Genomic DNA, 19,420 nt, shown 5'->3' with positions numbered 1-19,420 from the left:
TTCAGGACGCCTGTCAGGCGGCAAACTCTCGGGCGCTGATGGATGAACTGGCGCATCTTCCACGGAGGAAAGCTGCTGATTGCCCGAGGCAGGATCCGCCAACCCTGTCGTCTCGTCTTGGGAAACCGCCCCAGCGTCATTCGACCGATGCGGCAACGCCGGGTCATCAGGTTCCGTCTGGTCTGGCGATGGATCGATTTCCGGCTCCATCAACTGCTGGGAGGCGTCGAAAACTTCGCCACATTGCCCGCAACGCACCCAGCCGTCAGAAATGCGCAGTTGGTCTGGCACCACCTTGTAACTGGTCTGGCAGGCAGGGCAGCGGGCAATAAAACTCATGAAATTTAGAATCTTTCAGCCGCTTGGCAATCTGGCTTTAATGCATTGCTGTCATCAAAATCCAGCCGTCCTCGGAGTCGGCGACGTTCAGGCGGCAGTAGGGCGCATAGGCAAGCTGCAATTCTTCCGCCTGGCGCTCCAAGATGCCCGCCAGCACCAAGTGCCCTCCAGGCGCCACCCTCGACCATAGCAGCGGAGCCAATACTTTCAGGGGTGTTGCCAGGATATTGGCCAGGACGGTCTGATACACACCGCTGGCCAATTCTGGCAAACCAGCATGCACCACCACATGATTGGCCTGCGCATTCAGCACCGTTGACTCAACCGCAGCCGGGTCAATATCAACCGCATCAATGTCGGTGGCGCCGAACTTGGCGGCACCAATCGCCAGAATACCAGAGCCACACCCGTAATCGAGCACCCGGGCCAGGCCAGCGTGCTTGGCGCCCTCGGGATTTGCGATCCAGCGCAAACACATTTTGGTGGTGGGATGGGTGCCAGTGCCAAAGGCCAATCCAGGGTCCAGACGAATCACAATCCGGGCTTGCTGTGGCGGTTCATGCCAGGTCGGCACAATCCAAAAATCAGGGGTGATGTCCACCGGCGCAAACTGCGATTGCGTCAAACGCACCCAGTCCTGGTCGGGCACATCCTGCAAGCCCAGCAACTCGCATTCCTTAAAAAACTCCTGCGCCTGCAACAACGTCAGCGCGCCCTGGGCTTGCTCACGGGTGTTGTACAAGGCCAGTACCCTGGAGCGCTGCCAGCCGTCTTTGGGTGGCGGCATACCCGGCTCGCCAAACAGGGCCTGCTCGGCATCGGTCTGAGCATCGGCATCTTCCACGCTGACACTCAGGGCGTCCAACACGTCAAGCGCTTCGCTCAGCGTTTCGACCTGGTGCTCGGGGCACATTAACCGGAGTTCAAACATCACAGTTCACGCTCAGCGGACATGGTCTGCAAGCCAGCCCTCGAGGTAATGGATATTGGTGCCGCCTTCCATGAATTTGGCATCCACCATCAATTCACGGTGCAGGGGCACATTGGTGTTGATGCCCTCGATCACCGTTTCACCCAGGGCGGTTCGCATGCGAGCCAGAGCCTGCTCGCGGGTATCACCGTGCACGATGATCTTGCCAATCATCGAGTCGTAGTTGGGCGGAACAAAATAGTTGGTATAGACATGCGAATCAACCCGGACGCCCGGTCCGCCGGGTGGGTGCCACATGGTGATGCGACCAGGGGAAGGGATGCATTTGTAAGCGTCTTCTGCGTTCAAACGGCATTCAATGGCGTGTCCGCGAACCTGGATTTGCCGCTGCGTGAAAGGCAGCTTTTCGCCCGCCGCCACCATGATCTGGGTTTTGACGATATCAATGCCGGTGGTCATCTCCGTGACCGGGTGCTCCACCTGAACCCGTGTGTTCATCTCAATGAAGTAAAAATCACCGTCTTCATACAGGAACTCAAAGGTACCAGCGCCCCGATAGCCAATCTTTTTGCATGCCGCCACGCAACGGTCACCGACCCGCTCTATCAACTTGCGGGGAATACCAAGCGCAGGCGCCTCTTCTATGATTTTCTGGTGACGCCGTTGCATCGAACAATCGCGCTCCCCCAGGTACACCGCGTTCTTGTATTTGTCTGCCAATATCTGGATTTCAATATGACGCGGGTTCTGCAAAAACTTTTCCAGGTACACCGCCGGGTTGCCAAAGGCTGCACCCGCTTCGTTTTTGGTCATGGCAACCGCATTGATCAGCGCAGCCTCGGTATGCACCACACGCATGCCGCGGCCACCGCCACCGCCTGCCGCCTTGATGATGACCGGGTAGCCCACAGCCTTGGCAATCCGCTTGATTTGCACCGGGTCGTCGGGCAATTCGCCCTCGGAACCGGGCACGCAGGGCACGCCGGCCTTGATCATGGCCTGTTTGGCAGACACCTTGTCACCCATGATGCGGATGGACTCGGGCGTGGGGCCGATGAACTGGAAGCCGCTGCGCTCCACGCGTTCAGCAAAGTCGGCGTTCTCGCTTAAAAAGCCATACCCAGGATGAATCGCCTCGGCATCGGTCACCTCGGCGGCTGAAATAATAGCCGGCATATTAAGGTAACTTAGTGCAGAGGCGGCCGGCCCGATACACACGGCCTCTTCAGCCAGTTTGACGTACTTGGCATCGCGGTCAGCCTCCGAGTACACCATGACCGCCTTGACACCCAGTTCACGACAGGCACGCTGGATCCGTAAAGCGATTTCGCCGCGATTGGCAACCAGAATCTTTTTAAACATGGATAGCGCCCGAGCTTATTCGATGATGAACAATGGTTGACCATATTCAACGGCCTGCCCGTTGTCGGCCAGGATGCGCCGAACCGTGCCGGTCTTGTCAGATTCAATTTCATTAAGGATTTTCATGGCCTCAATGATGCACAAAGTCTCACCCTCTTTGACAGCATCGCCAATTTCGACAAAGGACTTGGCGCCCGGTGTGGCGGATCGATAAAACGTGCCCACCATGGGCGACTTGACGGTATGACCCGTTTCAGCAGGAGCCACGACAGCAGCAACAGGGACCTCGGTCACAGCTGTTGGCGCCGCCTGCGTCATTGGCTGACCCGCGGGCACAAAGTGTTGCACCATCGCACCCCCGCCCTTGACGATCCGGATTTTCCCTTCGGCTTCGGTGATTTCAAGTTCCGAGACGTTCGATTCCGATACCAGATCGATCAATGTTTTGAGTTTTCTGAGGTCCATGGAGTCTCCAACGTAAAATAAATAAGCCACCAACAGGAATTCACTTAACTTTAATAAAAATGATATTAATTTTTATTAAAACAAGCTAACTTCCCTTTATTTTACACGATACAAACAAGGTCGCTCAGATTGGCAAGCGCTCCCAGGCGCTTAGGTCTTGGGAAGTCAGCTTACCCATTTTACGGTGCAACACATTGCCTGCGGAACCAAAAACCACGGTGTAGGGCAAAGCACCGCTGAAATTGCCAAGCGACTTACTGACTTCGATACCCGGAAAACCAGCCAGCGCGATCGAAAAAGACAATGGCGACTGCCCCAGAAATCGCTTCACGGGAGCAATCTGATCCACCGCCAAACCTAAAACTTGCCAACCTTTAGCTCTATTTTGAAGAAAAAAGTCATTAATTAACGGCAATTCCTCAACACATGGCGGACACCATGTAGCCCAAAAATTCAGCACTAAGGGCTTGCCCTTGAACGAGCTTGCGGCCAGCATGACGCCATCGATTTGGGAGAATTTCTGTTGCCAGAAGTTGCGCTCCGCCTCCGAGAGCGTTTCCGACTGACGCATTGACGTACGCCAGGCCAGCCCCGCACCAAGGCCTGCCAGCCCGAGGCCCGCCGCAGCCATCAGCCAGCCCCGCCTGGATGGCTGGTCAGCACTCATGCGGACACCTGCTGCAACAAACGCAGCAATGCCTTTGCGTCACCACGCGGCGTACGCCCTTTGGCGTCGGATTTAAGTGCGCCACGCACATCGTCAAAATCATAAATCATCAGATGGACCCCAATGTCTTCGTTCAAATCAGCACAAAAAGCATTGACACTCAAGGCCTCGACCGGGTGCCCAGACATGCCCGTGACGGTGCGAGACAGGTACCTCACCCCTTGATCAATCAACGCTATTTCTGCTGATTTGCTGTCATCACAAAACAATTGCAAGTAAATATCAGAGCTCCTGGTGGCCGTCCCGTGCCAAACGGCACCGCCGAGGTGAGGACGAAATGCTGCCAGGCGCTCCATCCAGACCAAGGCCAGTCGCCGCAATGCCTGCAATTCCTGTGGCTGCGTGTCGGCGCAAAAAACAGCAATGTAATCCCTCACCTCATCTTCGAGCACCTCATTGGAAGGGAGCGCACCATGTCCACTCAGACCCAACTCCTTGGCCGCGCGGCGTTTGGCAGCGCCATACTCCATGCCATCCTCCACCACCCAGCGGGCGGCGTGCGCTGCAATTTCATGTTGTGCATCAGTCATACGACGCGTATTTTGCCCTGATTCTTTTTCAGCAGGCCCTCAAAGGGAATGCGCCGTGCAGTCCAAGTTGCGCCACCTAAAATAAGACATGCATATTCACATTCTTGGCATCTGCGGCACCTTCATGGGAGGACTTGCCGCGCTGGCTCGCGAGGCCGGGCACAAAGTCACCGGCTGCGACGCTGGCGTTTACCCCCCCATGAGTGACCAGCTTCGCGCTTTGGGTATTGATCTGATCGAGGGGTTTTCTGCCGACCAGTTGGCGCTGGCGCCGGACATGTTCGTGGTGGGCAATGTTGTCAGTCGAGCGCGGCTCAGCGACGGGACACCCAAATTCCCCTTGATGGAGGCCATTCTTGACGCCGGCCTGCCCTACACCAGTGGACCACAATGGCTGGCCGAGCGCATCTTGCCAGGCCGCCATGTGATCGCCATTGCCGGCACCCATGGCAAAACCACGACCACCGCCATGACCAGCTGGATTCTGGAACATGCTGGCTTGCGGCCCGGGTTTTTGATCGGCGGCGTGCCACTGAACTTTGGCGTTTCTGCCCGGTTGGGCCAAGGCAAGTCCTTTGTGATCGAGGCCGATGAGTACGACACCGCATTTTTTGACAAGCGCAGCAAGTTCGTTCATTACCGGCCACGCACCGCCGTACTGAACAACCTGGAATTCGATCACGCAGACATCTTCGATGACCTCGCTGCCATTGAGCGGCAATTTCATCATTTGCTGCGCACCGTGCCCGGCACCGGTGCCCATGGCAGCGGCCGCGTGGTGGTCAACGGCCTTGAAGAGAGCCTGGCGCGCGTGCTGCACATGGGTTGCTGGAGCGAGGTGCGCAGCTTTGGCGCCGCCGTGAGCGATTTCACGGCACAGGGCGAAGCCCAAGACTTTGACGTGTTGTTGCAAGGTCAAGCGGTCGGCCGCGTGACATGGAACCTGACCGGCAGCCACAATCAGCTCAACGCACTGGCAGCCATAGCCGCGGCGGAACACATGGGCGTTACCCCTGTGCTTGCTGCCCAGGCGCTGGGGAGCTTTGAGAACGTGAAGCGCCGCATGGAGCTGCGCGGCAAAGTCCAGACCGCGACAGGAAACATCACCGTTTACGACGACTTCGCTCATCACCCCACGGCCATTCGCACCACGGTGGAGGGCTTGCGCCGGACACTCAAGGCGGGTGAGCGCATTCTGGCAGTGTTTGAGCCGCGCTCCAACACCATGAAACTGGGCACCATGAAGTCGCAATTGCCGTGGAGCCTGGAGCAGACTGATCTGGCCTTTTGTCACAGCGCCGGCCTTGACTGGGACGCTGGCGAGGCGCTGGCCCCCATGGGCGCGCGCGCGGTGGTGACAAATAGCGTCGACACCCTGGTCGGGCAAGTCGGGCAAGCGGCCCGGGGCGGGGACCATATCCTGTGCATGAGCAATGGCGGCTTTTCCGGATTCCATGCCAAGCTGCTGCGTGCCCTGCACGACAAATAACGGGGTGCACTGGCAGTGCGTTGCCAGCAGCCCCCGTGACCTCTGAGTCTCTTAGCGCGCGCGTCGTGCCAGCACAGCTTTTGACAGCACGTCCAGACACTCCAGAGAATCATCCCAGCCCAGACAGGCATCGGTAATGCTCTTGCCGAATTCAAGCTTGTCGGATTTATCCTTGCCTGGCGTGAACTTTTGCGCACCTGCAGTCAAATGGCTTTCAACCATGACTCCAAACACCTGGTGCGAACCTGCCATGATTTGATTGGCGATGTCGCGTGCCACCTCCAACTGCTTCTCATGCTGTTTGCTGCTGTTGGCATGACTGCAGTCCACCATCAGCGTGGCTGGCAGTTTGGCTTTTTCAAGCTCGGCACAGGCGGCAGCGACGCTCGCTGTATCGTAGTTGGGCGCTTTGCCACCGCGCAAAATCACGTGGCAGTCCTTGTTGCCGTGAGTTTGCACAATGGCCACCTGACCGTTCTTGTGAACTGACAGAAAGTGGTGACCGCCGGCGGCCGCCTGAATCGCATCGGTGGCGATTCTGATGTTGCCGTCGGTGCCGTTCTTGAAGCCAATCGGCGCTGACAAACCGGAGGCCAACTCGCGGTGGACCTGGCTCTCGGTGGTGCGCGCGCCAATCGCCCCCCATGAAATCAAATCGCCCAGATACTGGGGCGAGATCACGTCAAGGAATTCGCTGCCGGCGGGCAAGCCCAGGCGGTTGATCTCGATGAGCAACTGGCGGGCGATGCGCAGGCCCTCGTCAATGCGGAACGATTCGTCCAGATAGGGATCGTTGATCAGGCCTTTCCAACCCACCGTGGTGCGCGGTTTTTCAAAGTACACACGCATCACAATTTCCAGCGAGTCGGCGTATTTGTCGCGCTGCACCTTCAGGCGGCGCGCGTATTCAATGGCCGCTGCCGGGTCGTGAATCGAGCACGGCCCAATGATCACCAAAAGCCGGTCATCCTTGCCGGCCATGATTTGATGAATATGGCGCCGGGTGCTGCTGATCATCTTTTCCACCGGCGTGCCCTGAATTGGAAAGAAACGGATCAAATGCTCTGGAGGTGGCAGCACGGTGATGTCCTTGATACGTTCGTTGTCGGTCTGACCAGTGCGGTCAGTGGCGGGGCTCTGCACGTAAGTACCCCAGGCATCTTTGTCAGCAATGGCTTTCGCAGTCATGGACAGGTTCCTCGTAAAGTTGAAATCAAAAGCACATAAAAAAACCGCCGGGGTTGCCGGCGGTTTTTGGAAGATCAGGACGTTTGTTTTAGGTACGTTCAGAACTCTCTACCGCCGGCGGCGCTTGAGAACCAAAAATAACCAAAGAAAAAATAAACTGACTTCATGGGTCTGGAATGTAGCACAGTCGCATCAGCCTGAGCTGACAGGACCGATACGCGCCTGCCTGTCAAGCCGTGCCGCCCACCGTCAAGCCATCAATGCGCAGCGTGGGTTGCCCCACACCGACCGGCACACTCTGACCTTCCTTGCCGCAGGTGCCGACGCCGCTGTCAAGCTTCATGTCGTTGCCGATCATGCTGACGCGCTTCAGGACATCAGGCCCGCTGCCGACCAGCGTCGCGCCCTTGACCGGGTACAAAATCTTGCCGTTCTCCACCCAATAAGCCTGGCTGGCCGAGAACACGAACTTGCCTGAGGTGATGTCCACTTGGCCTCCGCCAAAGTTGGTGGCGTACAGACCTTTCTTGATGCTGGCCACAATTTCCTCAGGGCTTTTGTCGCCTCCCAGCATGTAGGTGTTGGTCATGCGCGGCAGCGGCACGTGCGCGTAACTTTCTCGCCGCCCGTTGCCCGTCGGCTTGACGCCCATCAAGCGGGCATTCATGGCATCCTGGATGTAGCCTTTGAGAATGCCGTCTTCAATCAGCACATTGCGGCCGCTGGTGTTGCCCTCGTCATCGACGTTGAGCGAGCCACGTCGGTCACTGATCGTGCCGTCGTCCAGCACCGTCACGCCCTTGGCCGCCACGCGCTGTCCAATGCGCCCGCTGAAGGCACTTGACCCCTTGCGGTTGAAGTCCCCCTCGAGCCCGTGACCAATGGCTTCATGCAACAAAATTCCGGGCCAGCCAGAACCAAGCACCACCGTCATTTCGCCCGCCGGCGCCGGACGCGCCTCCAGGTTGGTCAGCGCCGCCGAGACGGCTTCATCGACATACTGCCCAATCAGGGCATCATCAAAATAAGCAAAACCAAAACGCCCGCCACCGCCTGCAGAGCCGACTTCACGGCGCCCCTTTTGCTCGGCAATCACCGTCACGCTCAAGCGCACCAGCGGACGCACATCGGCCGCCAGCGTCCCGTCTGCGCGCGCCACCAGCACCACGTCATATTCAGCCGCCAAACCCGCCATGACCTGCGCCACCCTTGGATCTTTGGCACGGGCCAACTGCTCGACTTTTTCCAGCAGCTTGACTTTGGCCGTGCTGTCCAGGCTGGCAATGGGGTCGAGGCCGCTGTACAAGGAGCGCGAGGAGGCTATTTTTTTAGTGGCCACCTTCAAACGCCCGACTTCAGCCACGGTTGATATTGAGCGCACGGTTCGGGCGGCATCCAGCAACGACGCTTCGGAGATGTCATCGGAATAGGCAAAGGCTGTTTTTTCGCCGCTGACGGCGCGAACGCCAACACCCTGGTCAATGGAAAAAGAGCCGGTCTTGACAATGCCCTCCTCCAGGCTCCAGCCCTCCGAACGGGTGTACTGGAAATACAGATCGGCCTCGTCCACCTTGTGCGACTTGATCTCACCCAGTGCGCGACTGAGGTGGGACTCATCCAGCCCGAAAGGGGTGAGCAACAGGGACTTGGCAATGGCCAGGCGTTCGAGGGTGGGTTCGCGTGAAATCATCGCACCATTCTAGGGCTCGGGGTCAATTTGAGCTGTGGGTGACGTACGCAACCACTTGAGCCGTGCGGTGAACCGTCAATATCGCACCAAACGCCGGGGACAGCGCAAATGTGCCGTGCATCCCCTGATCCGCCCCGCAAACAGTCAGGCTTTCAGGATTGCACGAGCCGCTTGGACTTGGCGATCGACATCAAAATACCCAAACCCAAACCCAATGTGACCATGGCCGTGCCGCCATAGCTGATAAACGGCAGTGGCACGCCCACCACCGGCAGAATACCGCTCACCATGCCCATGTTCACGAACGCGTAGCAAAAGAAGATCATCGCCATGGACCCGCCCAGAAGACGGGTGAAAACGGTGGGGGCCTCCAGCGCAATCACAAGGGCGCGCAGCACCAAAAAGACAAAGGCAAATATCAGCAATAGATTGCCAATCAGGCCAAATTCTTCTGAAAATGCGGCAAAAATAAAGTCTGTGGTGCGCTCCGGGACAAACTCCAGATGGGTTTGCGTTCCCTGCATGAAGCCCTTGCCCCAAAAACCACCTGAACCAATTGCAATCATGCCCTGAATGATGTGAAACCCCTTGCCCAACGGATCACGCCCCGGATCCAGCAGCGTGCACACCCGCTGCTGCTGGTACTCGCGCAGCACAGACCATCGAACGCCGTCGGCACACAACTCAGGCTCGAACACCACCAGCAAGGTGATGCCCAGCAGGCCCAAAATTAGCGGTGGCGCGACCAACTTCCAACTCAAACCAGCAAAAAAGATCACCGACAGCCCTGCTGCCAACACCAGCAAAGAGGTGCCCAAATCCGGCTGCTGCATGATCAGGCCCACGGGCAGCGCCAGCAACAGGCCAGCCACCAGGAAGTCCAGTGCCCGCAATTGACCTTCGCGCTTCTGAAACCACCAGGCCAGCATCAGCGGCATGGCAATTTTGAGAATTTCGCTGGGCTGAATGGTGATGCCCACATTGAGCCAGCGTCTGGCGCCTTTTTTTGTCACACCAAACACCGCCACGGCAATCAGCAAGCTCACGCCCAGAATGTAGAGCGGCACTGCCAGAGCCATCAGGCGCTGCGGCGGAACCTGCGCCACGACAAACATGATGAAGCCGGCAATCAGCATATTGCGCGCATGGTCCTCAAAGCGGGTGCCGTGGTCATAGCCTGACGAGTACATGGTCAACAAACCTGCACAGACCAGCATGAACACGGCAAAGGCGAGCGGGCCGTCAAACCCGGTAAACCAGGGTGACAAGCGGCGCAGCAGTGAGGGGCGTTCAAAAACCAGAGACATGGGGCGCAATTATCGCGGGAGCTCGTCATCGGGTGCGACCCGCAACGGAATCGTCACCGGCCCGCTATTCACCAAGCTCACTTGCATGTCCGCTGCAAACACGCCAGTTTGCACCAGCGGGTGCAAGGCCAGAGCCTGCGCCACAAAATGGTCATACAGCCGTTTGCCCTCGTCGGGAGCTGCCGCAGCAGTAAAACTGGGCCGATTGCCGCCAGTGGCATCTGCCGCCAGCGTGAACTGACTCACCACCAGCAAACCGCCCATCTGCCCCAGACCATCCATATTTTGCAGGCTGTGGTTCATTTTGCCGGCCGCGTCACTGAAGATGCGAAGTTTCAGGATTTTGGCCAGCAGTTTGTCACCCTGCACTACCGTGTCGCCACGCTCGGCACACAGCAACACCAGCAGGCCCGGGCCAATTTCACCGACGACACCGCCATCCACCTCCACTCTGGCCTGGCGCACGCGCTGCAGCAGCGCGATCATGTCCGGGCGCCGAGCGGGCCGGCTTGCAGTTTGAGCAAGCGCTTCACAAGGATTTCAAGCCAGTGTCACGCGGGCAAATTTGCGTTTGCCAACTTGCAGCACATAAGTGCCAACACCCAGCTTCAAGCCCTTGTCGCTCACCACGCTGGAATCGACGCGAACACCGCCGCCATCAATCAGACGGCTACCCTCGCCGCTGGAGGCCGCCAACCCCGCTGACTTGAGTAACGCGGCAATGCCGACAGGCGCCCCGCCCTCGCCCAACGGCAGTGCCAATTCAACGATCTCGTCAGGCACGCCGCCCTTGCTGCGATTGATGAAGTCCTGCTCGGCTGCATCGGCGGCCGCACCGGAATGGAACCTTGCGGTGATCTCTTTGGCCAGCGCCACCTTGGCCTCTTTGGGATTTCGCCCGGCAACCACCTCCGCTTTCAAAGCGGCAATCTCTGCCTCGGACCTGAAGCTCAACAACGTGTACCAGCGCCACATCAAGACATCAGAGATGCTCAACACCTTGGCAAACATGGTGTTGGCGTCTTCAGAAATGCCGATGTAATTGCCTTTGCTTTTGGACATTTTTTCGATGCCGTCGAGCCCTTCGAGCAGCGGCATGGTCAGGATGCACTGCGGCTCCTGACCGTATTCAGCCTGCAAATGGCGGCCCACCAGAAGGTTGAATTTTTGATCCGTGCCGCCAAGTTCGAGGTCGCTCTTGAGCACCACGCTGTCGTAGCCTTGCATCAGCGGGTACAAAAACTCGTGCACGCTGATCGGTGTGCCGGCATGAAACCGGTCATGAAAGTCGTTTCGCTCCATCATGCGTGCCACGGTGTAGCGCGCCGCCAATTCAATCATGCCCCGCGAACCCAGGGTGTCACCCCACTCGCTGTTGTAACGAATCTCGGTCCTGGACGGGTCCAGCACCATGGATGCCTGACGGTAATAAGTCTGTGCATTGACTTCAATTTGTTCGCGAGTGAGCGGTGGGCGCGTCGTGTTGCGTCCTGACGGGTCGCCGATCAGGGTGGTGAAGTCGCCAATCAAAAAAATCACGGTGTGACCCAGATCCTGGAGCTGACGCAGCTTGTTGAGCACCACCGTGTGGCCAATATGGATGTCGGGTGCGGTGGGATCCAGGCCGAGTTTGATGCGAAGCGGTTGACCGGTGGACTCGGATCGAGCCAGTTTTTTCAACCAATCATCTTGCGGAATCAGTTCCTCACAACCGCGCATCGTGACCGCCAAGGCCTCCTTAACACGATCTGTAACAATGATTTCTGGTGTTTTGGCGTGGGACATAAGGGTTTTTCTGGATGCGGCGGATTGGGCAGGGTTTATACTCCACCCCTGTTTTATTGGTGTGATTTTACGTGGGCCTACCCGCCCTTTTTTTCCTACCTGTTGTGTCTTTCAGACAAGCCTCATCCCGGGACTCTCTTTTGATCAACCAATTTATTGCTAACGGCCAGCTCTTTTCCAACGCTGCCGCCCGTTGGCTGACACAACACCACAAACGCGTTACCGCCATTTTTGCCGCTTTGCTGCTCGGCGGCGGCGGCGGTGCTTTTGCGGTCGCCTCGTTGGCGCCGGACGCTGCTGATTTACCGGTGCGTGAAGTGATCGAGGCGGTGCAGCCGCTGGCACTGAGTGACTATAACCAAGATGTGGCCCCGGCGTTTGTGCTCTACCGCACCGACACCACCCGCGCCAGCGACACCGCCGACACCCTGCTCAAACGTCTGGGGGTGAATGATCCGGAGGCTGCCGCCTACCTGCGCAACAACGACAGCGCACAGCAAATTTTGCTGGGCCGCACTGGCCGCCAGGTCACCGTTGAAACGATGATGGACCACCGCCTGGGCAAACTCACGGCACGCTGGAGCGCCGAGACGGATGGCCAATTCGTGCGATTGGTCATTGAGCGCAATGGCAATCGTTTCACCGCGCGGACAGAAACGGCGCCTTTGCGCGCCAGCAACCAGCTGGCCAGTGGCACCATTCAGAGCACATTGTTTGCCTCCACCGATGAAGCCCGGATTCCTGATGCCGTTGCGGTGCAACTGGCCGAAATTTTCTCAAGCGACATCGACTTTCGTCGCGATCTGCGCAAAGGTGACCGTTTCTCAGTGGTTTATGAAACCCTTGAGGGCGACGGTGAGCCGCTTCGCACCGGGCGAGTCCTGAGCGCCGAGTTTGTCAACGCGGGCAAGGCTTTTCAGGCCATGTGGTTCGCAGATCCGGCTTCCGTGCAGACTGCTGGCAACACGCAGGCGGGCGGCTCCAGCACCAAGGGTGGCTATTACACACTGGATGGCCGCAGCTTGCGCCGCGCCTTTTTGAGTTCGCCCGTCGAGTTTTCGCGCGTGAGCAGCGGTTTTTCAATGCGCTTCCATCCTGTCCTGAAGCAAATGCGCGCCCACCTTGGCACGGACTTTGCCGCGGCCACCGGCACCCCCGCTCGCACGGTGGGTGACGGGGTGGTGACCTTTTCAGGTGTTCAAAACGGCTATGGCAACGTTGTGTTTATCAGGCACCGCGGCAACACCGAAACGGTGTATGCCCACCTGAGCAAGCTGATGGTGCGCCAGGGTGACAGCGTGAGTCAAGGGCAGACGATTGGCTTGGTCGGTGCCACAGGCTGGGCGACCGGACCGCACCTTCATTTTGAAGTCCGCACCAACGGCGTGCAGCAAGACCCCATGAAATTGGCTCAACAAAGTGAAACCATCCCAGTCGCAGCTTCAGCCAAACCGGCATTTGAGCGCGCGGCCCAGCAAACCAAAGTAGCCTTGGCAGCCGCTACTGCAATGCAAACCATCAGCGCGCAGTAAATTCAGCGCGTGTCTGATCCCATGGCTGAGCTGTTTGTCGGCCTGATGTCAGGAACTTCGCTGGACGGGGTTGATGGTGTTTTGATTGATTTCAGCGCCACGCCTTTTTCTGTTTGCGCCCACGCCAGTGCCGCGCTGGCACCCGCCTTGAAGGCCGAATTGCTGGCGCTTAACCTGCCGGGAACCAATGAACTGCACCGCGCTGCCTTGGCCGCCAATGCGCTGATGCGCGTCTATGCGGGCGTCGTTGCGCAACTGCTATCTGCCGCCTCTGCCGATGCATCTCAGATCACTGCCATTGGCGCTCACGGGCAAACTGTGCGCCACCAACCACAGCAATTTGATGGCACCGGCTACACGCTGCAGTTGGCCAACCCGGCCCTGCTGGCCGAACTCACCGGTATTGATGTGGTGGCCGATTTCCGAAGCCGCGACGTTGCCGCAGGTGGCCAGGGCGCGCCACTGGTGCCTGTCTTCCACCAGGCGATGTTTGGCAAGGCGGGCCAAACCATGGCCGTACTTAACATCGGCGGCATGGCCAACCTGACAGTCTTGCGCCCTGCGCAAGCCGAGGGTGTGTTGGGTTTTGATTGCGGCCCTGGCAATGCCTTGATGGATGCCTGGTGCCAGCGTCACCGAGGATTTCCCTTTGATGCTGATGGTACCTGGGCGGCAAGTGGCCAGCTGCACGCCGACTTGCTGAAGAGCATGCTGAATGAGCCGTTTTTTACTTTGCCACCACCCAAAAGCACGGGGCGCGACTTGTTCAATCCAAATTGGCTTGAGTTCCACCTCAAAGGCTATGACCAGGTGGCGCCTGCCGATGTCCAGGCAACCCTCACCGAGTTGACTGCTGCCAGCTGCGCCAACTGCGTCAAGACGTATGGTTTTGCCAGCAAAGAACTGATCGTCTGCGGTGGCGGTGCACTGAACGAGCATCTGATGACCCGACTTCAGGCGCACTTGCCCAATACGGCGGTCACCGACTCGGATGCCCACGGTTTGCCGTCACAGCAAGTGGAGGCCACGGCCTTTGCCTGGCTGGCCCGAAAAACAATCCGCCGCGAGGCCCTTAACCTGAAAAGCATCACGGGCACCCGAGGTGCCCGCGTATTGGGTGCCATTTACCCGGCTTGAGCCGGGACAGCAGTGTTTGTTCAGGAGAAGCTTGAGCCGCAACCACAGGTGGTGGTGGCATTGGGGTTTTTAATCACGAACTGCGCGCCCTGCAGGTCTTCCTTGTAGTCGATCTCTGCGCCCACCAGGTACTGGTAGCTCATGGCATCAATCAGCAACGACACACCATTTTTGGTCATGGTGGTGTCATCATCGTTGGTGATTTCATCAAACGTAAAGCCATACTGAAAACCCGAGCAGCCACCGCCCTGCACGAACACGCGCAATTTCAGGTCGGGGTTTCCCTCTTCGGCAATCAGGTCAGCCACTTTGGCGGCGGCACTGTCGGTAAACAAAATTGGGGCAGGCATTTCGGTTTGAATGTCTTCGGCAACAGCGCTCATGAATTTCTCCTTTGATTGGAATGCGCCAAATGGTACAGTAATTTGATCAAGTTTTGTCGCAATCGTAATTTGCCGCTAGTTTCAGTGTGGGTTTTTCTCCTGAAGCAAAGCTGCACAGAAGACGCCAAATGCAAAAAGCCGCCAGAACTTTCATTCGGCGGCTTTTTGAGGCGAAAGCGAAAATTAACGCTTGCTGAACTGCTTGCGACGGCGAGCACCGTGCAAACCGACCTTTTTACGTTCCACTTCACGGGCATCGCGGGTCACAAAACCGGCTTTGCTCAACTCGGGCTTGAGCGTTGCGTCGTAGTCGATCAGGGCACGGGTGATGCCGTGGCGCACTGCACCGGCTTGACCCGACTCGCCGCCGCCGGCGACGTTGACCATGATGTCAAACGTTTCAGCGTGGTTCGTCAGCATCAGGGGCTGCTTGCAGATCATGATCGAGGTTTCGCGGCCAAAGAATTTTTGAATGTCTTTGCCGTTGACGACGATTTGGCCGGAGCCCTTTTTCAGGAAAACACGGGCGACGCTTGATTTGCGACGACCGGTACCGTTGTTCCATTCACCAATCATTTAGAGCTCCTTAAAGAACCAACACTTTGGGTTGCTGGGCAGTGTGCGGGTGCTCTGCACCACCGTACACCTTGAGCTTCTTGATCATGGCGTAGCCAAGCGGGCCTTTTGGCAGCATGCCCTTGACGGCTTTTTCCAAAGCGCGGCCAGGGAATTTGGCTTGCATGTCACGGAAGTTGGTGGAACTGATGCCGCCCGGGTAACCGGAGTGGCTGTAGTAAATTTTGTCCAGAGACTTGGCACCGGTCACGCGCAGCTGGGCTGCGTTGGTGACGATGATGAAGTCGCCGGTATCGACGTGAGGCGTGTAAATGGCCTTGTGTTTGCCGCGCAAACGGAGAGCAACTTCGCTGGCTACTCGTCCGAGGACCTTGTCGGTCGCGTCAATCACAAACCACTCGTGCACGACCTCAGCGGGTTTTGCGCTGAAAGTTGACATGAGATTTCTCTTCTATATAGAGGGTTTGGCGGGCTCTTTTCTACGGTCGGCGTTCCTCTGATGGGAATCTCTTAGGTAGGGTTCACTCGGCACACGGCCCGTTAGGTCGGTACTGAGACACTTCGCCGCGGAGCCACAAAAGCGCTGCGAAGCCGGGCATTATACAAACATACCGGGCTCTGCGGTTAACATCCCTGCATGTTCAGTTATCGACACGCCTTTCATGCCGGCAACCATGCCGACGTTCTCAAGCACACCACGCTGCTGGCCATCCTGCGCCACATGGCACTCAAGGACACGGCTTTCACCGTGTTCGACACCCATGCCGGCGCCGGCTTGTACCGCCTTGACGGCGACTACGCCAGCACCAGCGGCGAGGCCGGCCAGGGGTACCTGCGCCTGATCGAGAAGCTCGCCGACATCACACCCACGCCCGCGCTGCAGGATTACCTGGACATGGTGGCCAGCTTCAACACCACCGGCAGCCACAAGGTTTACCCCGGATCGCCCTTCATCATCCAGCGCCTGCTGCGCGACCGCGACAAGCTCAAACTGTTTGAAATCCACCCCACCGACACCAAAACGCTGGAGGCCAACATCGCCCAGCTCGACGTCGGGCGGCAAGTGGCCGTACTGCGTGAGGATGGTTTTGAAGGCATCAAGAAATTCTTGCCGCCACCGTCGCGGCGCGCCCTGGTGCTGTGCGACCCCAGCTATGAAATCAAGACCGATTACAGCCGTGTGGCAGACATGGTGGCTGATGCGTTGACGCGTTTTGTCACGGGCACTTATGCGGTCTGGTATCCCATCATTCCGCGCCCCGAGGCGCACCAATTGCCACGCCGGCTCAAAACCCTGGCCAACCAGGCGGGCAAGCCCTGGCTAAACGCCACGTTCACCGTCAAATCAAGCAAACTGCTGACAGATGATGCCGGCGATGTGGTGCGACCGGGCCTGCCAGCCAGCGGCATGTTTGTCATCAACCCACCGCACACCCTGAAAGCCAGTCTGCAACAGACTCTGCCGCTGATGGTAGCGCTGCTCAAGCAGGACGCCAACGCCGCTTTCAGCGTGGAGTCTGGCGGCTAACCTCCTCACGCTGACTTGGCTGACAGCCCCGGTTCAGTTCGTCAGCGTAGTATCCAAAGAGCATCAAATCTCCAGCGAGTCACCATGTCCCACCAAAACCAGTACCAGGCCCGTTTGCGCAGCGCAGACGATGCCATAGCATTGATTCAAAACGGCGACTTCATCATCGTCCCCACCGGCGTGGGAGAGCCGCCTGCTTTATTGACCGCCTTGTCCGAGCAGCGTCGCCGTTTCACCGATGTCAAGGTGGCGCAAATTCTGGCTGTGCGCAAGTTTGGCTACATTGACCCAGAAACCGTTGACAACGTGCGTCACGTGGCGTTTTTTTACGGCGCTGCCACCCGTCCCGGCGGCAAGGCGGGCTGGATTGACTTTATTCCCAGCTATTTTTCCGAGATGCCAAGCCTGATTGAGCGCGGCCAGATTCCGGCTGATGTTGTTTTATCGATGGCCTCGCCGATGGACCAGCACGGTTATTTTTCGCTCAGCCTGGGCGCCGACTACACCATGGCTGCGGTGGCCAGGGCGCGCGCGGTGGTGCTGGAAATCAACCCGAATGTGCCGTTTGCCTACGGCAACTGCCATGTGCATATTTCGCAGGTGACCGCACTGGTTGAAAGCAGTGAGCCGGTGATGGAAGTGGGCTTGCCGAAGATCGGCCCGGTGCAGGTGGCCATTGGCAAGTACGTGGCCGACATGATCGACGACGGCTCGACATTGCAAATTGGCTATGGCGGCATTCCGGACGCGGTGGTGATGCAACTCACCCACAAGCATGACCTGGGCGTGCACACCGAAATGATTGGCGATGGCATCCTGACCCTGGTGGAAAGCGGCGCCATCACCAACCGCAAAAAAACCTATCTGCCAGGCAAATCGGTCGCCACCTTTGCACTCGGATCAAAGAAACTTTACCAGTTCCTTGACCGCAACCCGGCGCTGGAAATCCACCCGGTGGACTTCACCAACGACCCTTATCTGGCTGCCAAAAACGACAACCTGATCGCCATCAATGCGACCCTGCAAATCGACTTGCTCGGCCAATGCGGGTCCGAGAGTCTGGGCCACGTGCCCTATTCCGGCACCGGCGGCCAGGCCGATTTTGTGCGGGCCGCCAACCGCTCACGGGGCGGCAAGGCGTTTATCGTGCTGCCGTCCACCGCCCAAAATGACCAACTCACGCGCATCGTGCCCACACTATCACCGGGCACCCATATGAGCACCAGCAAGAACGACATCAATTACGTCGTGACCGAACACGGCGTGGCGCAACTGCGCGGCAAGTCGGCCAAACAACGCGCGCAGGAAATGATTTCCATTGCTCATCCTGACTTTCGCGCCGAACTGACCGAGGCCGCGCGCAAAATGCAATTGCTGTAGCCCGACTACCGCGCCAGCACCGCCCTGAGCGCCACACCGGTCGGCGTTCCCAGCGCGACCACGCCTTCAGGGGTTGTCGCGGCCACCACCTGGCCACCGGCATTGCCGCCATCGGGACCCAGGTCCAGCACCCAGTCTGCCTCGGCAATCACATCAAGGTCGTGCTCGATCACCACCACGCTGTGGCCGCCATCGACCAGGCGGTGCAGCACCTTGATGAGCTTTTCCACATCGGCCATGTGCAGCCCCACGGTGGGCTCGTCGAGCACATAGAGCGTGTGCGGCGCCTTCTGTCCTCGCCGGGTGATGTCGTCGCGCACCTTGCTGAGTTCGGTCACCAGCTTGATGCGTTGCGCCTCGCCACCGCTCAAGGTGGGTGAGGGTTGCCCCAGCGTCAGGTACCCCAGGCCCACGTCTTTCAGCAGTTGCAGCGGATGGGAGATGACCGGCATGGCGGAAAAAAAATCCACCGCTTCGTCCACTTCCATCTGCAGCACGTCGCCGATGTTTTTGCCGCGCCAGGTCACGGCCTGGGTCTCGGGGTTGAAGCGCGCGCCCTTGCAGGTTTCGCACAACACCTTCACATCGGGCAAAAAACTCATGGCAATGGTGCGAATGCCCTGCCCTTCACAACCCGGACAACGGCCCTCGCCGGTGTTGAAACTGAAGCGGTTGGCGGCATAGCCCCGCGCCTTGGCTTCCAGCGTCTCGGCAAAGAGCTTGCGGATGGTGTCCCAGAAACCGATGTAGGTGGCGGGGCAACTGCGAGGCGTTTTGCCGATAGGGGTTTGATCGACTTCCAGCACACGGTCCACCGGCTCAAACCCCGCGACATCGTCGCAACCGACCCAGGCAATGGTTTCACCCGCTGCCATGGCATCGCGGCCGGCCCTGGTACTGCGTTTTTGCACGGCGGCATGCACGTTGGCCAGCAACACGTCGCGCGCCAGGGTGGACTTGCCCGAGCCGCTGACACCGGTGACGGCGACCAGGCGGCTCAGGGGAATGGCGGCCGTGACGTTTTGCAGGTTGTGCAGGGTGGCACCTGTGACGGTAATCCAGCGCTGCTCT

Annotated in this window: 19 protein-coding genes and 1 pseudogene; 5 read left to right on the top strand and 15 right to left on the bottom strand. The window is 58.4% G+C overall.

Annotated elements, in window-relative coordinates:
- From GPS82_RS07870 to GPS82_RS07845, 6 genes are all read right to left on the bottom strand, one after another.
- The coding region (locus GPS82_RS07870) for a zinc-ribbon domain-containing protein (RefSeq protein ID WP_296493030.1) at window positions 1-339 on the bottom strand (339 nt) is incomplete at its 3' end.
- Between the two features lie 37 nt (window positions 340-376).
- A complete protein-coding gene (prmA, locus tag GPS82_RS07865; RefSeq protein ID WP_296493028.1) occupies window positions 377-1,270 on the bottom strand; it encodes a 50S ribosomal protein L11 methyltransferase in 894 nt (297 codons plus the stop codon).
- A 12-nt stretch (window positions 1,271-1,282) separates the two neighbouring features.
- The gene (gene accC / locus GPS82_RS07860; protein ID WP_296493026.1) at window positions 1,283-2,632 is read right to left on the bottom strand and encodes an acetyl-CoA carboxylase biotin carboxylase subunit; all 1,350 of its coding nucleotides are present in this window, start codon (window positions 2,630-2,632) and stop codon (window positions 1,283-1,285) included.
- A 15-nt stretch (window positions 2,633-2,647) separates the two neighbouring features.
- Window positions 2,648-3,097, bottom strand: coding sequence for an acetyl-CoA carboxylase biotin carboxyl carrier protein (gene accB, locus GPS82_RS07855; RefSeq protein ID WP_296493023.1), 450 nt, complete (start codon window positions 3,095-3,097; stop codon window positions 2,648-2,650).
- A gap of 124 nt (window positions 3,098-3,221) precedes the next feature.
- Window positions 3,222-3,764 (bottom strand): TlpA disulfide reductase family protein, encoded by a 543-nt coding sequence (locus tag GPS82_RS07850; RefSeq protein ID WP_296493021.1) that lies wholly within the window; start codon window positions 3,762-3,764, stop codon window positions 3,222-3,224.
- The gene (locus tag GPS82_RS07845; protein WP_296493019.1) at window positions 3,761-4,354 is read right to left on the bottom strand and encodes a hypothetical protein; all 594 of its coding nucleotides are present in this window, start codon (window positions 4,352-4,354) and stop codon (window positions 3,761-3,763) included. The genes GPS82_RS07850 and GPS82_RS07845 overlap by 4 nt, the downstream gene beginning before the upstream one ends.
- 88 nt (window positions 4,355-4,442) lie before the next feature.
- On the opposite strand from GPS82_RS07845, the gene mpl reads away from it, so the two are divergent.
- Entirely contained in the window at window positions 4,443-5,843 is a 1,401-nt protein-coding gene (mpl, locus tag GPS82_RS07840) for a UDP-N-acetylmuramate:L-alanyl-gamma-D-glutamyl-meso-diaminopimelate ligase (RefSeq protein ID WP_296493016.1), read from the top strand.
- A 51-nt stretch (window positions 5,844-5,894) separates the two neighbouring features.
- Here mpl and GPS82_RS07835 read toward each other — a convergent pair whose 3' ends face one another.
- The 5 genes from GPS82_RS07835 to tyrS all read right to left on the bottom strand — a co-directional run bounded on the left by GPS82_RS07835 (window position 5,895) and on the right by tyrS (window position 11,813).
- The gene (locus tag GPS82_RS07835; protein WP_296493014.1) at window positions 5,895-7,031 is read right to left on the bottom strand and encodes a 3-deoxy-7-phosphoheptulonate synthase; all 1,137 of its coding nucleotides are present in this window, start codon (window positions 7,029-7,031) and stop codon (window positions 5,895-5,897) included.
- Window positions 7,032-7,260: 229 nt separating this feature from the next.
- Window positions 7,261-8,721, bottom strand: coding sequence for a metalloprotease TldD (gene tldD, locus GPS82_RS07830; protein ID WP_296493011.1), 1,461 nt, complete (start codon window positions 8,719-8,721; stop codon window positions 7,261-7,263).
- Window positions 8,722-8,873: 152 nt separating this feature from the next.
- The gene (rodA, locus tag GPS82_RS07825) at window positions 8,874-10,028 is read right to left on the bottom strand and encodes a rod shape-determining protein RodA (protein ID WP_296493008.1); all 1,155 of its coding nucleotides are present in this window, start codon (window positions 10,026-10,028) and stop codon (window positions 8,874-8,876) included.
- 9 nt (window positions 10,029-10,037) lie between these two features.
- Window positions 10,038-10,514: a D-aminoacyl-tRNA deacylase gene (gene dtd / locus GPS82_RS07820; RefSeq protein WP_296493005.1), complete on the bottom strand. Its 477-nt coding sequence runs from the start codon at window positions 10,512-10,514 to the stop codon at window positions 10,038-10,040.
- 54 nt (window positions 10,515-10,568) lie between these two features.
- Entirely contained in the window at window positions 10,569-11,813 is a 1,245-nt protein-coding gene (gene tyrS / locus GPS82_RS07815) for a tyrosine--tRNA ligase (RefSeq protein ID WP_296493003.1), read from the bottom strand.
- A gap of 143 nt (window positions 11,814-11,956) precedes the next feature.
- Between tyrS and GPS82_RS07810 the strand changes: the two genes are divergently transcribed.
- Together GPS82_RS07810 and GPS82_RS07805 are read left to right on the top strand one after the other, a co-directional pair.
- Window positions 11,957-13,345 (top strand): M23 family metallopeptidase, encoded by a 1,389-nt coding sequence (locus GPS82_RS07810; protein WP_296493034.1) that lies wholly within the window; start codon window positions 11,957-11,959, stop codon window positions 13,343-13,345.
- Between the two features lie 21 nt (window positions 13,346-13,366).
- The gene (locus GPS82_RS07805; protein ID WP_296493033.1) at window positions 13,367-14,482 is read left to right on the top strand and encodes an anhydro-N-acetylmuramic acid kinase; all 1,116 of its coding nucleotides are present in this window, start codon (window positions 13,367-13,369) and stop codon (window positions 14,480-14,482) included.
- A gap of 20 nt (window positions 14,483-14,502) precedes the next feature.
- Here the strand turns inward: GPS82_RS07805 and erpA are convergent, their stop codons facing one another.
- The 3 genes from erpA to rplM form a co-directional block, all read right to left on the bottom strand.
- Window positions 14,503-14,865, bottom strand: coding sequence for an iron-sulfur cluster insertion protein ErpA (gene erpA / locus GPS82_RS07800; RefSeq protein ID WP_296162992.1), 363 nt, complete (start codon window positions 14,863-14,865; stop codon window positions 14,503-14,505).
- A gap of 183 nt (window positions 14,866-15,048) precedes the next feature.
- On the bottom strand, window positions 15,049-15,441 hold the full coding sequence (gene rpsI, locus GPS82_RS07795; protein WP_180125593.1) for a 30S ribosomal protein S9: 393 nt from the start codon (window positions 15,439-15,441) through the stop codon (window positions 15,049-15,051).
- Between the two features lie 10 nt (window positions 15,442-15,451).
- Entirely contained in the window at window positions 15,452-15,880 is a 429-nt protein-coding gene (rplM, locus tag GPS82_RS07790; protein WP_296492998.1) for a 50S ribosomal protein L13, read from the bottom strand.
- Between the two features lie 198 nt (window positions 15,881-16,078).
- On the opposite strand from rplM, the gene rlmJ reads away from it, so the two are divergent.
- Window positions 16,079-16,969 (top strand): 23S rRNA (adenine(2030)-N(6))-methyltransferase RlmJ, encoded by an 891-nt coding sequence (rlmJ, locus tag GPS82_RS07785; protein ID WP_296492994.1) that lies wholly within the window; start codon window positions 16,079-16,081, stop codon window positions 16,967-16,969.
- An 84-nt stretch (window positions 16,970-17,053) separates the two neighbouring features.
- Complete coding sequence (locus GPS82_RS07780) at window positions 17,054-18,349, top strand: acetyl-CoA hydrolase/transferase C-terminal domain-containing protein (RefSeq protein ID WP_296492992.1); 1,296 nt, start codon at window positions 17,054-17,056, stop codon at window positions 18,347-18,349.
- 5 nt (window positions 18,350-18,354) lie between these two features.
- On the opposite strand, the pseudogene GPS82_RS07775 reads toward GPS82_RS07780, so the two are convergent.
- Window positions 18,355-19,420, bottom strand: a pseudogene (locus GPS82_RS07775) (excinuclease ABC subunit A); the annotation flags it as partial.

Origin of the sequence: Rhodoferax sp., from assembly GCF_011391645.1 — a bacterium.
Lineage (GTDB): Bacteria > Pseudomonadota > Gammaproteobacteria > Burkholderiales > Burkholderiaceae_C > Rhodoferax.
The sequence above is the reverse complement of the archived record's forward strand: the minus strand, read 5'-3'. Positions and strand labels throughout refer to the sequence as shown.

Bases quoted from the DNA above. Each gene is read 5' to 3' on its own strand.
- prmA (WP_296493028.1), bottom strand. From the start codon at position 1,270: ATGTTTGAACTCCGGTTAATGTGCCCCGAGCACCAGGTCGAAACGCTG.
- accC (WP_296493026.1), bottom strand. From the start codon at position 2,632: ATGTTTAAAAAGATTCTGGTTGCCAATCGCGGCGAAATCGCTTTACGG.
- accB (WP_296493023.1), bottom strand. From the start codon at position 3,097: ATGGACCTCAGAAAACTCAAAACATTGATCGATCTGGTATCGGAATCG.
- GPS82_RS07850 (WP_296493021.1), bottom strand. From the start codon at position 3,764: ATGAGTGCTGACCAGCCATCCAGGCGGGGCTGGCTGATGGCTGCGGCG.
- GPS82_RS07845 (WP_296493019.1), bottom strand. From the start codon at position 4,354: ATGACTGATGCACAACATGAAATTGCAGCGCACGCCGCCCGCTGGGTG.
- mpl (WP_296493016.1), top strand. From the start codon at position 4,443: ATGCATATTCACATTCTTGGCATCTGCGGCACCTTCATGGGAGGACTT.
- GPS82_RS07835 (WP_296493014.1), bottom strand. From the start codon at position 7,031: ATGACTGCGAAAGCCATTGCTGACAAAGATGCCTGGGGTACTTACGTG.
- tldD (WP_296493011.1), bottom strand. From the start codon at position 8,721: ATGATTTCACGCGAACCCACCCTCGAACGCCTGGCCATTGCCAAGTCC.
- rodA (WP_296493008.1), bottom strand. From the start codon at position 10,028: ATGTCTCTGGTTTTTGAACGCCCCTCACTGCTGCGCCGCTTGTCACCC.
- dtd (WP_296493005.1), bottom strand. From the start codon at position 10,514: ATGATCGCGCTGCTGCAGCGCGTGCGCCAGGCCAGAGTGGAGGTGGAT.
- tyrS (WP_296493003.1), bottom strand. From the start codon at position 11,813: ATGTCCCACGCCAAAACACCAGAAATCATTGTTACAGATCGTGTTAAG.
- GPS82_RS07805 (WP_296493033.1), top strand. From the start codon at position 13,367: ATGGCTGAGCTGTTTGTCGGCCTGATGTCAGGAACTTCGCTGGACGGG.
- erpA (WP_296162992.1), bottom strand. From the start codon at position 14,865: ATGAGCGCTGTTGCCGAAGACATTCAAACCGAAATGCCTGCCCCAATT.
- rpsI (WP_180125593.1), bottom strand. From the start codon at position 15,441: ATGATTGGTGAATGGAACAACGGTACCGGTCGTCGCAAATCAAGCGTC.
- rplM (WP_296492998.1), bottom strand. From the start codon at position 15,880: ATGTCAACTTTCAGCGCAAAACCCGCTGAGGTCGTGCACGAGTGGTTT.
- rlmJ (WP_296492994.1), top strand. From the start codon at position 16,079: ATGTTCAGTTATCGACACGCCTTTCATGCCGGCAACCATGCCGACGTT.
- GPS82_RS07780 (WP_296492992.1), top strand. From the start codon at position 17,054: ATGTCCCACCAAAACCAGTACCAGGCCCGTTTGCGCAGCGCAGACGAT.